Source organism: Haloarchaeobius amylolyticus (genome assembly GCF_026616195.1).
GTDB classification, from domain to species: Archaea; Halobacteriota; Halobacteria; order Halobacteriales; family Natrialbaceae; genus Haloarchaeobius; species Haloarchaeobius amylolyticus.
The window spans coordinates 1,759,013-1,772,011 of record NZ_JANHDH010000001.1 but is presented as its reverse complement, the minus strand read 5'-3'; the positions used below and the strand labels follow the sequence as shown (position 1 = coordinate 1,772,011).

Below are 12,999 nucleotides of genomic sequence, written 5' to 3'. Positions count from 1 at the left end.
CCGATGGAGCGTCGGACCCTCATCCGACTGCTCGTCGTCATCGGTATCGGCATCCCGCTGATCATCGAGGGGGCGACGTTCTTCGGGCTGGTGTCGAACCAGCTCCTCGGCGGCGAGGAGCCGGCCGACGAACGCGAGCCCGTCGGTATCGGCGACGAGGTCGTCCCGACGACCGAGCAGACCGAGCGCCTGACCGACGCGCACTTCGAGACGGTCGACGGTGAGCGTCGGCTCGTCGTGGAGGTGACGGTCCGGAACACGGGGAACGACCCTTACGAGCTCCGGGTCGACGCGGTGACGCTTTCCGACGGTACGACGCTGTCGGCGAACGCCTCGACCGGCCGGCTCTCGCGTAACGAGACGGCCACGGTGTCGGCGTCGTGGGCCGTCGGCCCGGACGCGACGGTCGACTCGCTGAACGTCACGACGGTCGTGCAGGCCGACAGCGTCACCGTCCGGAACCAGCACTCGGTGCCCCTGGCACCGGTCGAGGAACGATAGCCGCCGCCGGCGCCGGGCCTGCACCGACATCCCGAAACGTACTTTTCGATGACATCTTCGCACTGGGCTTTCTATCTCAGGCCGCCAGACCACTGTGTAAGACATTCACACGCTCGTTTCCGGTTGAACGAAACGCAACCCTTTTGCCCAACAACCGGATATTGAAGAGTACGATGGTAGGTGTCTGCTTTACAGGTCGGGTTTCCGCCCGCTAACCCACAACTCCACCTACCGGTTCTCGCGTTGGCAGACACCGACCAGCCTGAGGAACGTCACCCATGTCGAAATCAGAACAACAGATAGCGGTAGTGCTACCAGACGGCTCGGAACTCGCGGTCCCGCAGGGGGCGAGCGTCGAGGACGTCGCCTACGAGATCGGCCCCGGTCTGGGCAGGGACACGGTCGCCGGCAAGATCGACGGCGACCTCGTCGCCAAGGAGGCGACCGTCCACGACGGAGCCGAGATCGAGATCGTCACGGACCAGTCCGACGAGTACCTCGAGGTCATGCGTCACTCCGCAGCCCACGTCCTGGCACAGGCCGTGCTGCGGAAGTATCCGGACGCGAAGCTCGCCATCGGTCCGCCGACCGACGAGGGCTTCTACTACGACTTCGACGACGTCGACATCGACTCCGACGACCTGCCCGAGCTGGCGGAGGAGATGCGCGACATCGTCGAGGCCGACCTCGACATCGAGCGCGAGGAAGTGAGCTACGAGGAGGCGAAAGAGCGCCTCGCCGACCAGCCCTACAAACTGGAGCTGCTGGAGGAGCTCCACGAGGAAGGTGCGGACATCACCTTCTACAGCCAGGGCGAGTTCGAGGACCTCTGTGCCGGCCCCCACGTCGCCTCGACGGGCGAGATCGGCTGCATCGAGCTCATGGAGATCGCCGGCGCGTACTGGCGCGGCGACGAGGAGAACGAGATGCAGACCCGCATCTACGGGACGGCCTTCGAGAAGGAGTCCCACCTGGAGCAGTTCCTCGAGCGAAAGGAGGAGGCCGAGCGGCGCGACCACCGCAAGATCGGCAACGAGATGAACCTCTTCTCCATCCAGGACGTGACGGGCCCCGGCCTTCCCCTCTACCACCCCAACGGGAAGACCATCCTGCGCGAACTGGAGCGGTTCATCGAGGGGATGAACCTCGACGCGGGCTACGAGTACGTCGAGACGCCCCACGTCTTCAAGACGGACCTCTGGAAGCAGTCTGGCCACTACGAGAACTACCACGACGACATGTTCCTGTTCGACGTGGGTGACGACGAGTACGGCCTGAAGCCGATGAACTGCCCGGGCCACGCGGCCATCTACCAGGACCACTCCTGGAGCTACCGCGAACTGCCCATCCGGTACGCCGAGAACGGGAAGGTCTACCGCAAGGAACAGCGCGGGGAGCTCTCCGGGCTCTCCCGCGTCTGGGCGTTCACCATCGACGACGGCCACCTGTTCGTCCGCCCGGACCAGATCGAGGCCGAGGTCGAGGCCATCATGGACATCATCATGCAGATCCTCGACACCTTCGGGCTGGAGTTCGAGGTCGCGCTGGCGACCCGCCCCGAGAAGTCCGTCGGCAGCGACGAGATCTGGGAGCAGGCCGAAGAGCAGCTCACCTCGGTGCTGGAGAAGCGCGGCATGGACTACGACCTGGAGGAGGGTGACGGCGCGTTCTACGGGCCGAAGATCGACTTCGCGTTCACGGACGCCCTCGGGCGCAAGTGGGACGGCCCGACGGTCCAGCTCGACTTCAACATGCCCGAGCGCTTCGACCTCTCCTACGTCAGCGAGGAGAACGAGCACGAGCGCCCGGTGATGATCCACCGCGCGCTGTACGGCTCCTACGAGCGCTTCTTCATGGTGCTCATCGAGCACTTCGCGGGCAAGTTCCCGTTCTGGCTCGCGCCCGAGCAGGTCCGCATCCTGCCCATCTCGGACGACAACCTCGAGTACGCCTACGAGGTCAAAGAGCGGTTCTCGGAGTTCCGGGTCGAGGTCAACGACCGCGACGCGACCATCGAGCGCAAGATCCGCGGCGCGCACAACGACCGCGTGCCGTACATGATCATCGTGGGTGACAACGAGGAGGAGGCGGGCAACCTCTCCGTGCGCGACCGCAAGGAGCGCCAGGAGTACGACGTCGACACCGACGAGTTCTTAGCGCACCTTCGCGCCGAGCGCGACCAGAAGCACGTCGAGCCGAACTTCCTCAGCTGACGCGACCGCCCACGGTCGTGCCCACTTTCTGACCCGACAGATTCGATGTATTCATGATTGTGTAGTCGTGCATAGGTGGTATGAACCGAGCCGAGAAGGCGGCCCTCCAGTTGCGCGCCGTCGACGTCCTCCAGATGCTGAAGGAGACGCGGACGTACGACGAACTCGCCGCGCTGACGGGGCTGCCGGCAGGGGACCTGAACCGCTACGTGAACGGCCACGTGCTGCCGAGTTCGGACCGCGCCCGGGAGGTCGTCGAGGGCGTCGGCCGCGACGAACTCGCCGAGGAACTGGGCGCGCGCATCCGGGTGGACGACGAGGGCTACGTCGACAACTCGGCGGCGGTGTTCGACCAGGCGTTCCTCGACCTCGTCGCCCCGGTCGCCGCCGACGCCTTCGACTTCGACCGCCCCGACGCGGTCCTCACCGCGGCGACCGACGGCATCACGCTCGCCGCGTCGATGGCGAGTTACTTCGGCGCCGACTGCGTCTACGCGAAGAAGTCGAAGGAGACCGCCGTCGAGGAGTTCATCGAGGCCCGCCAGCGACTCCAGTCGGGCATCGAACTCACCTACTACCTGCCGGCGTCGGCACTCGGCGCGGGCGACTCCGTCCTCGTCGTCGACGACCTCATCCGGTCGGGCGAGACCCAGGAGCTCCTGCTCGACATCGTCGCGGAGGCCGGGGCCGACGTGGCGGGCGTGTTCGCGCTCATCGCGGTCGGTGACGAGGGGAAAGAGCGCGCCGCCGAGCGGACCGAGGCGCCCGTCGGGGCGCTGGTCGACGTCGACCCCTGACCCGCCGGGAACCCCACGCTTTTCTCACTCCACGGCGCAGCCTGCACCGATGCGACGCGACCCGGCGCCCGCGGTGGGGACGCTGCTCGGCATCGTCGGCCTCCTCGGGGTGGCTGCCGCGCTGACGACACCGACGGCCGGCGGAGCCACGGTGCCGGGCACGCCGGGAATCGACGACGCGACGGCGGCACGGATCCTCGCGGCGGTGACCCTCCTCGGTGCGCTGGCGGTCGTCCCCGTCACCCTGTCCGCACTCCGCCGGTCGGGGACCGGAACGACGCCCGCGTGGGAGGTCGGTGTGGGGGTGGCGCTCCTCTGTGGGCTCGGGTTGCTCACGCTCTCGCTGCTCGGTGGCGGTGGCACCGGCACCCAGCCGATGGAGACCGTCGGGGTCGCGCTCAGTGAGGGTGACCCGCCGAGGCCGACCCCGCCGAGTGCCACCGATGGCGGCGGCTCCTGGCTCGCCGGCCTCGCGGTCCTCGGCGTCCTCGGCCTGCTCGCGGCCGGGCTCGTCCTCGGGCGAACCCGCGACCCGGACCAGTCGCTCGAACCGGCCGACGTCGATGAGGACGACGAACCGGAAGAGACCAGGGCCGCGGTCGCGGAGGCCGCGGGAACCGCCGCGGACCGCCTCGCCACGGGTGACCGGCCGGTCGACAACGTCGTCTACCGGGCGTGGCACGACCTGACGGCCCGGCTCGCAGCAGAGGATGCCGGCGCCGACGCGGCGGCCGCGATGACCCCCGGCGAGTTCGCCGCGGCGGCCGTCGCCGCCGGCATGGACCCCGACGCGGTCGCGGAACTGACGGCCGTCTTCGAGACGGTCCGGTACGGCGACGCGGACCCGACGACCTACGCCGACCGGGCCCAGGCGGCGCTCCGGGCGCTCGAACAGGAGGAGACGAGATGAGGACGAACCGCCGGCTCCTCCTCGCGGCGGCCGTCGCCATCGCCGCGGGGCTGGCCGGGCTGGTCGGCAGCGGCTCGCTGGCCACGACCGTCGCCGGGCTCGTGGTCGGGTTCGCGGCCGCGTGGCTCGCCGGCGAGGCGGCCCGCCGGGACCGGACCGACGCCACGCCGCCCTCGGTCGAACGCGCCGCCGGGACTGACCCGCCGGGGGCGACGCTCGCGGCCGCCCTCGACGGCTACCTCGGCGGCGCCTCGCTCGACCGGACGACACAGGGAACCCGGTCGGCCCTGACGACCGTCGTCGTCTCGGTCCTCACCCGGTACGACGGAAGATCGGCAGAGGAGGCACGGGCGGCGGTCGCCGAGGGAACCTGGACCGAGGACACGGCCGCGGCCCGGTTCCTCGCCGCGGAGTCGGCAGCGGCCGAGCCAGCATCGGTGGTCTCCAGTTTCCTGGGCGGGGACAGGGACCTCCGAGAGGACGTGCGCCGGGTCGTCGACGAAGCCGCCGCTATCGCCGGCGTGGCTCCCTCGGGTGACGCCGACCCGGACTGGTTCTCGCGGCGCGCTGGCCGGTCGGTCGGGACCGTCCCGTCGCTCCCGCCCGACGCTCCGGCCGATAGGCAGGAACCCGCAGACGACCAGCCGGTCGTCGTCCGCGACCGCCGCGACACGGGGCACTGGCGCGGGCTCCGCGTCCTCGGGCTGGCCACGCTCGCCGTCGGCGTCCTCGCCCGGGCACCCGCGGTGGTTCTGCTCGGGGCGCTCCCGCTCGGCTACCTCGGCGTGTCGCGGCTCAGCACTCCCGAACCACCGTCGCTCTCGGTCGAGCGGTCGCTGGAGCCTGAGGGCCGGCCGACCCCCGGCGACCGGGTGGTCGTGACGCTCACCGTCACCAACGAGGGCGACCGGCGCGTCCCGGACTGCCGGCTGGTCGACGGCGTGCCGGCCGGACTGGCGGTCGTCGAGGGGACACCCCGGCGCGCGGTCGCCCTCGCCCCCGGCGAATCGGTCACGGTCCGGTACGCCGTCGAGGCGCGGCGCGGGACCCACGAGTTCGGGCCGCTTCTGGCCTACGTCCGGGGGCCGACCGCGGTGACCGAACTGGAGTGTCTGGTGCCGGCCGCGACGAGCCTGCGCGTCGACCCGGGCGTCGACCCGGCGTCGTCGGCACCGCTTCGCCGGCGCGGGACCCGGGCCGCCGGCGAGATACGGACCGGCGAGGGCGGCGCGGGGCTCACCTTCCACGCGACCCGCGAGTACCGCCGCGGCGACCCCCTGTCGCGCATCGACTGGCGGCGCTGGGCCCGGACCGGCGAGTTGGCGACCGTCGAGTTCGAGCGCGACCGGGCCGCGACCGTCGTCTTCGTCGTCGACACCCGCGCCGCGAACTACGTCGCGCCCACTCCGGGCGACGAGCACGCGGTCGACCGGTCGCTCGCCGCCGTCGCGTCGCTCTCGCCCGCCCTCACGGCCGCGGGGAACCGCGTCGGCCTGACGGCCGTCAGTACGACCGACTGCTGGGTGCCGCCGGGGCTCGGCCGGGACCACCGCGTCCGCCTGCGCGAGACGCTGGCGACGCACCCGGCGCTCACCGCGGCGGGGCAGGGGGAGAACCTCGCGGCCCGCCGGGCCATCGAGCGCCTCCACCGCCGGCTCCCGACCGGGGCGCAGGTCGTGCTGGTCTCCCCGCTCTGTGACGACTACGCGGCCGAGGTGGCCCGCCGGTTCGAGGTCGGCGGGCACCCGACGACCGTCGTCAGCCCGGACCCGACGACGACCGACTCGCCCGCTCGGACGCTCGCCAGAGTCGCCCGCCGGAACCGCGTCCACGACCTGCGCGAGGCGGGCGTCCGGGTCGTCGACTGGCGGTGGGACGAGCCCCTGCCGACCGCCCTCCAGCGGGGTGACGGCCGATGCTAGAGTCGCGGCCCTCCCGAACTGAGGCGTGGGCCAGTCTGCTCGCCGGCGGGCTGGCGCTCGTTGTCGCGGCCGCGGCGAGCTGGCCGAGCACCCTCCTCGCGGGCGCCGGGTTCGCGCTTCTGGGGTGGGGTATCTGGCGCGGGGACTCGCGGGGCATCACCGGTGGCGCGGTCGGCCTGTTCGCCGGGGTCGCCCTCGCGGGGACGACCCTGTCGGTTCTCCCGACGCTGCTCGGCGGTATCGGGGCGCTGCTGGCGTGGGACGCCGGTCACCACGCTCGCGGGCTGGGGCGGCAACTCGGTCGCGGCGCGACGACTCGCAGTGTCGAACTCGGGCACGTCGGCGCCTCGCTGGCGGTCGGGGTCGGGACGGCGGGGGTTGCGTACGTTGGGTACCTGCTGGTGGTCGGTCAGCTCGGCGGTACCGGGGTGGCAGCCGGGGCCGCGGCGGTCGGCGTCCTGCTGGTGTACCTCGCGTTCGGGTCTGGGCGGTGAGGGCGGGGCAGGATGGTCGGTTCCAGGTCGCGCTACACGTCGCGCTCGACCAGCGCCTCGCGCGTCTCCCGGATGACCCGGGCGACCCGGGTCACGTCGGTCCCCTCCTCGGCGATGTACTCCGCCAGCGACTCGGTCGCCGTCAGGAGCCAGGCCGCGCGTTCGGCGATGCGGCGCACGTCGCCGGGGCCGACCCCGTAGCGTTCCGCGACCGTGTCGGCGTCCGCGCCGTCGGCCCAGTCGGCGAGCATCCGGGCGGTCTTGAACACGTCCAGCCACGCCTGGAAGTCGCCGTCGAAGTCCATGACGGACTTCGTGAGTTCGTTCTCGCGGCGCATCGCCTCGTCGGTGAGCCGGCCGGCCTCGTCGTTCCGGGTGTAGAGCTCCGGCATGTCGGTGGTGTCACAGACGAGTTCGAGCACCGTGAGCGAGGTGAGCCGCGGGTTGTCGGCGGCCCGCCCGAGCGCGTCGATGACGGAGGCGCCGGTGACGGGGTCGACGTAGACCCGGGAGACGAGCGAGCCGAGCTTCGTGGCCCGGAGGCCGTCGCTGCGGTCGAGCATCGCTGCACTCTCGAGGTAGGCGAGCACGTCGTCGACGACGGTCCCGAGGTCGCTGCCGGCGCGCTGGTGGCCGTAGAAGGTCTCGTCCAGCAGTTCGAGGACGGCGGCGCGGGAGTCCGCGAAGCCCGAGGCGACCGTCGAGAGGACGTGGGTCCGCAGGGACACCTCGCTGTCGAGCTTGGAGGTGACGCGCTCGGGGTCGGCCCCGATGTAGCGCTCGCGGAGCGTGTCGGCCTCGCCCTCGCGGGCGACCAGCATCGCCTCGCCGTAGGGGTCGAGGTGGGGGCGCCCGGCCCGGCCGAACATCTGGTGGACCTCGAGGACGGGCAGGGGCTCCATCCCGGTCCCGTCGTAGCGTTCGTGGTCGCGGACGACGACCCGGCGGGCGGGGACGTTCACGCCCGCGGCGAGCGTGGGCGTGGCGACGATGACCTTCAGGTCGCGGTCGCGGAACGCGGTCTCGACCAGCCGGCGGTGTTCGGCGGAGAGGCCGGCGTGGTGGAAGGCGACCGCGTTCGCGGCACACCGGGCGAGTTCCATCCCGGTGTCGGTGGTGGCGCTGACGCGCAGCTCCTCGGCGACCTCGGGGGCGGTGTCGAACCACTCGTCCACGAGGTCGGTCGCGAGGCCCTGGGCGGCCCGGCGCGAGGAGACGAAGACGAGACACTGCCCGCCGTCCTCGACCGCGTCGCGGGCGAGTGCGACCGCGGCGGGGTCGCCGCCGGTCTCGACCTCGCGCGCCTCGCCGTCGTCGAAACTGATGGTCTCGTCGGCGTACACCCCGGTCTTCAGCTCGACCGGGCGCCAGGTGGAGTGGACCAGTTCGGCGTCGAGCCAGTCGGCGATCTCCGCAGCGTTGCCGACCGTCGCGGAGAGCCCGACGAGCTGGATATCCGGGGTGAGGCGACGGAGCTTGGCGATGGTCACCTCCAGCGTGGGCCCGCGGCCGTCGGCGTCGAGCAGGTGTATCTCGTCGACGACGGCGCAGTCGATGGCCTCGACCCACGACGCCCCGTTCCGGATGGCCGAGTCGACCTTCTCGGAGGTGGCGACGACGATGTCGTGGTCGGCGAGGTCCTCGTCGGTCGCGTCGAAGTCGCCGGTCGAGATGCCCACGGAGACGTCCGGCAGTTCGCAGAACTCGTCGTACTTCTCGGTCGCGAGCGCCCGGAGGGGGACGACGTACAGCGCGGGGCCGTCGCTGGTGAGCATGGCCAGCTGGGCGACGAAGGTCTTCCCGGAGGCGGTCGGGACCGCCGCGACGACGCGCTCGCCCTCGCAGACGCCGGCCTCGACCGCCGCGACCTGTGGCGGGTAGAGGTCCTCGACGCCCTTCGCGTGAAAGTGGTCGACGAATCGGTCCGCGAGGGGCAGGGCCGCGACATCCATTGCCATGACGTTGTGCGTCCCGGTATAAAAATTGGCGTAGTGATAGGGGGCTGATGTTTCGCGGGACGGCTGCGGGGTTCGACCGTCTGCAGGCTCGGTCTCCCGCACCGAGACGGACCGACGTCCAGACGTGGGACGTCGAACCGAAGTGACAGGTGGGTGACCGACGGCCGGCAACCGTCTCCCACGGGCGGTGCTGTGGCGGCCGGCGCCACCGCGACAGGGCCTCTCGACTTTCGGAACAGAGAACGGTGAAAATATACAAGAACGTGGTTATTTTGCGGCTGAATTTCCGAAAGGCTTTAATTTACAAATTCTGTGGTTGGTCGTACGTGCATTATGGGTTCAAGTGAGAGCACGGCCAACCAGACCCAGTCCACGGGTGGGGACAGCTGGTTCGCCGACTACTTCGGCTTCGCGGAGCACGGGACAGACCTCAAGACAGAGATCGTGGCGGGCATCACGACGTTCCTGACGATGAGCTACATCGTCGCCGTCAACCCCGCCATCATGAGCAACGCGGTGCAGATTCCGGGGTACTCCCAGGGACAGGTCATCCAGATGCTGGCGGTCGTGACCATCCTGGCGAGCGTCGTCGCCACGACGGTCATGGCGTTCTACGCGAACAGACCGTTCGCGCAGGCACCCGGACTCGGCCTGAACGCGTTCTTCGCGTTCACCGTCGTCCTCGGGCTCGGTATCCCGTGGCAGACCGCCCTCGCCGCGGTCTTCGTGGAGGGGCTTCTCTTCATCTTCCTCACCGCCATCGGCGCGCGTGAGTACGTCGTCGGGCTCATCCCCGAGCCCGTGAAGTTCTCGGTCGGGACGGGTATCGGCCTGTTCCTCGGCATCATCGGGCTGCAGGCGATGGGCGTCGTCGCCGCCGACGAGGCGACGATGATCACGCTCGGGTCGCTCGCACAGAACCCGGTCGCCATCGTCTCCATCCTCGGGCTCTTCCTCACCATGGGCCTCTACGCCCGCGGCGTGAAGGGCTCCATCATCGTCGGCATCGCGCTGACGACCGTCGCCGGTTTCGTCCTCTCGTACCTCGGCTACGCGCCGGAGGCGCTCTCGGGCGCGTTCATCACGGAGGGCGCGTTCGTCGCGTCGAAGCTCCCCGCGGCGACCTACGACATCTCGCCGCTGGTCGGGGCGTTCCTCTCCGGCTTCGGCAACGTCGAGGGCTTCACCTTCGCGCTCGTCGTGTTCACGTTCTTCTTCGTCGACTTCTTCGACACCGCCGGCACGCTGGTCGGCGTCGGGCAGGCGGGTGACTTCCTCGACGAGGAGGGTGAACTCCCCGACATCGACAAGCCGCTGATGGCCGACGCGGTCGGCACGACCGCGGGCGGCATCCTCGGCACGTCGACGGTCACGACGTACATCGAGTCCGCGACGGGCGTCGAGGAGGGCGGGCGCACCGGCATGACGGCGCTGGTCGTCGCGGTGCTGTTCCTGCTCTCGCTCGCGTTCGTCCCCCTCGCGGCGGCGATTCCGATGTACGCCTCGCACCTCGCGCTGGTCGTCATCGCGGTCCTGATGATGCGCAACGTGGTCGAGGTCCAGTGGGACGACATCACGCACGCGGTGCCGGCCGGCCTGACCATCATGGTCATGCCGTTCACCTACTCCATCGCGTACGGTATCGCGGCGGGCATCCTCAGCTACCCGCTCGTGAAGGCGGCGGCGGGCGAACTCGACGACATCTCGGTCGGGCAGTGGGTGCTCGCCGGGGCCTTCCTCGTCTACTTCGTCGTCCGCACCGGCGGCATCGTCGGCTGAGTCCGCGAACAACTCACGTTCGCTGCGGCACACATCGCGGTCTCGTTCACCGCGTAGATGGTCACGGCCCCGCTCTCGTGGGCGACCGTGACCCCCGGTTTCTTCTCGAAGTTCACGAGCTGCCGGTTCGGCTGTGAGAACGTCGGGTCGTCGTACCGGTCGCGCTCGTCGGGGCCGACGTAGACGTACTCGACGTCGTACGCCGCGAGCAGGGGGGCCGCCTCGCTCCAGTTCCCGGTGTACATCGTCGCGGTGTCGTTCACGCGCTTCTCGTAGGGTTCCAGCCCGCGGTAGCCGGCCTCGTGCTTCCAGCCGACGACCGTCGGGAGGGCGGTCAGCGTCGCCGGCGCGGAGTGCCACTGGTACGTCTCGTCACCTGCCTGCGTGAGGATGGTCGGTGTGCCCTCGCGCTCGTCCAGCCAGTCGATGGCCGCGGCCTCGTCGCCGTAGTAGTCCTCGACGTACCGGATCGCGTCGAGCGAGAGGGCCGCCTCGTCGGGGTTCGAGACGGCCGGGCCGACCTGGTCGTCGTAGACGAGCGCCGGGAACGCGCCGGCGGAGACCAGCAGCGAGACGAGCAGGACGCTCGTCAGTGCGGTCCGCGAGGGCGCGGCGGGGAGGTCACGGTCGCGGCCGAGCGCCCGGAGCGACCGGTCCAGGCGGTCGTGCCACCGGCCGAGGACGATTCCCAGCCCGACGCCCCACAGGACCCAGACCTGCATGGATACCTTGTACACGGTGTTCCAGCGCTCCGGGCCGCCGACGGGCCAGACCCGGGCGTAGGCGAGTTCGACGATGCACAGCAGGCCCGCCCCGGCCAGCACCAGCACGGCCGTGAAGTCGGCGCGGGCCCGCGAGACGACCCAGCCGGCGAGCAGGAGCGGCCCGAGCACCGCGAGCGCCGCGAAGTCGACCGCGAGGCCGGCCACCGACGCCACGAGGGCGACACCGACGAGCGCGGCACGACGGCGCGAGCCGGTCACCCACGACCGAACCCGTGGGAGCAGGGCAGCCGCGAACGGAATCGCGAACAGGCCCCAGGCGATGAGGAAGGGGACCAGCGCGCTCCGGGGCGGGAAGAGGCCGACGCCGCGGCTCACCGGGGTGTGGTCGAGCAGGAACGGGGCCGCGACGAGCGCGCCGCCGAGGCCGACGGCGACGGCACTGACACCTGCCGAGAGGTGTCGGGTGACCTCCCGCCGCCAGCGTGGACCGTGGTCCAGCCCGGGGAACGGGTGCTCGCCGGCGCAGGCGACCGTGAGGGCGACGAGGCCGCAGGCGGTCGGGACACTCCAGAGGTTCGTCAGGCTGAGCAGCCCCACGACCGGCGCCACGGCCAGCAGGCGCAGCCAGCGCCGCGGGTCGGTCCGGGGCGTGCGCCACCAGGCGAAACACAGCGCCGCGACCAGCAGCAGGAACGGCGGCGCCATCATGTGGGCGTGGAGGTCGCCGTTGACGTACTCCCACGAGGGCGAGACGACGAGCGTCCCGTCGAGGACGTACCGGGTGTACCAGTAGCCCCAGTTCGAGGCGCCGATGACGCTCTGGAAGGCCTGGTCGGTCGGTGCCCTGATACCTGCGACGGCGGCCCGCCCGTACTCGGCCACGAGCGAGTCCGGCAGGTAGCCGAGGAGGATCCTGACGACGGGCGCGAGGTTGTTCCCGAACGCGACCACGACGGCCGCGGCCAGCCCGGCGGCCCGGGGCGACCGGTCGCGCCAGTCGGCGACGCTGCCGGCGAGGCCGTAGGCGCCCGTGGCGATGCAGGCGAAGAACGTGGCTATCGAGAGGTTGTAGGCGTACCTCGCCTCGACGCCGGAGAGCGTCGCGACGACGCCGGCGGTCAGGTGGCCGCCGTAGTAGTAGCGCAGGCGCTTCCCGGCGAACCAGAAGTCCTCGGGCGGGAGCCGGTCCGCGCGCAGGACGGCCCGGAGCAGGCCGTAGTCGAGGAACTTCTCGCCGCCCTGCGGGATGGCGCCGGGGTCGACGAGCCGGAGCGCGAGCATGGCGCCGAAGGCGACCGCGAACACCGCGGCTGTCTCGAGGGCGGCACGACGGGGGATCGGTGGTGCGACTCGACTCGCGAGCACGCTCAGCCCGGCGAGCAGCACGACCGCTCCGGCGACCGTGATGGTTCCGAAACTGACCTGTCCGACCCAGTAGGTGAACAGGGTCACCACGACCAGTGCGATGGGGAGGGCGAACGCGACGCCGCGGTCGTGAGACCGGGGGAGGGCGGCGGCCGCGAGCGGGGTGCCGACGGCGGCGAGCAGGGCGAGTACGATGAGCCACACCACGAGTGGGCTCACCAGCACGTAACTGATATATCACGGGATGGGACGTAAGTGTCTTGTGCACTGGCGGGCCAGCCGCCGTCGGTGGTCTGGCGGCAGGGACACACACGACCGTCGACCTCTTTATATGC

The 12,999-nt window shown here is 70.8% G+C and carries 9 protein-coding genes; 7 read left to right on the top strand and 2 right to left on the bottom strand.

The window, feature by feature from the left end; genetic code table 11:
* The first annotated feature begins 3 nt into the window (after positions 1-3).
* The 6 genes from NOV86_RS09120 to NOV86_RS09095 all read left to right on the top strand — a co-directional run bounded on the left by NOV86_RS09120 (position 4) and on the right by NOV86_RS09095 (position 6,837).
* Positions 4-501, top strand: coding sequence for a hypothetical protein (locus NOV86_RS09120; RefSeq protein WP_267641031.1), 498 nt, complete (start codon positions 4-6; stop codon positions 499-501).
* Positions 502-779: 278 nt separating this feature from the next.
* A complete protein-coding gene (gene thrS / locus NOV86_RS09115) occupies positions 780-2,714 on the top strand; it encodes a threonine--tRNA ligase (RefSeq protein WP_267641030.1) in 1,935 nt (644 codons plus the stop codon).
* Between the two features lie 80 nt (positions 2,715-2,794).
* Entirely contained in the window at positions 2,795-3,511 is a 717-nt protein-coding gene (locus NOV86_RS09110; protein ID WP_267641029.1) for a phosphoribosyltransferase family protein, read from the top strand.
* 49 nt (positions 3,512-3,560) lie between these two features.
* A complete protein-coding gene (locus NOV86_RS09105) occupies positions 3,561-4,421 on the top strand; it encodes a DUF4129 domain-containing protein (RefSeq protein WP_267641028.1) in 861 nt (286 codons plus the stop codon).
* Positions 4,418-6,343 carry a DUF58 domain-containing protein gene (locus tag NOV86_RS09100; RefSeq protein WP_267641027.1) on the top strand — a complete coding sequence of 642 codons (1,926 nt, stop codon included), beginning with the start codon at positions 4,418-4,420 and terminating at the stop codon, positions 6,341-6,343. The genes NOV86_RS09105 and NOV86_RS09100 overlap by 4 nt, the downstream gene beginning before the upstream one ends.
* Entirely contained in the window at positions 6,337-6,837 is a 501-nt protein-coding gene (locus NOV86_RS09095) for a DUF7519 family protein (RefSeq protein WP_267641026.1), read from the top strand. Before NOV86_RS09100 ends, NOV86_RS09095 begins: the two co-directional genes overlap by 7 nt.
* A gap of 32 nt (positions 6,838-6,869) precedes the next feature.
* Here NOV86_RS09095 and NOV86_RS09090 read toward each other — a convergent pair whose 3' ends face one another.
* Positions 6,870-8,789 (bottom strand): DEAD/DEAH box helicase, encoded by a 1,920-nt coding sequence (locus tag NOV86_RS09090; protein ID WP_267641025.1) that lies wholly within the window; start codon positions 8,787-8,789, stop codon positions 6,870-6,872.
* Between the two features lie 339 nt (positions 8,790-9,128).
* On the opposite strand from NOV86_RS09090, the gene NOV86_RS09085 reads away from it, so the two are divergent.
* Positions 9,129-10,574: an NCS2 family permease gene (locus tag NOV86_RS09085; protein ID WP_267641024.1), complete on the top strand. Its 1,446-nt coding sequence runs from the start codon at positions 9,129-9,131 to the stop codon at positions 10,572-10,574.
* On the opposite strand, the gene NOV86_RS09080 is transcribed toward NOV86_RS09085, so the two are convergent.
* Positions 10,538-12,889 carry a DUF2298 domain-containing protein gene (locus NOV86_RS09080; RefSeq protein ID WP_267641023.1) on the bottom strand — a complete coding sequence of 784 codons (2,352 nt, stop codon included), beginning with the start codon at positions 12,887-12,889 and terminating at the stop codon, positions 10,538-10,540. The genes NOV86_RS09085 and NOV86_RS09080 overlap by 37 nt on opposite strands.
* Positions 12,890-12,999 lie beyond the last annotated feature (110 nt).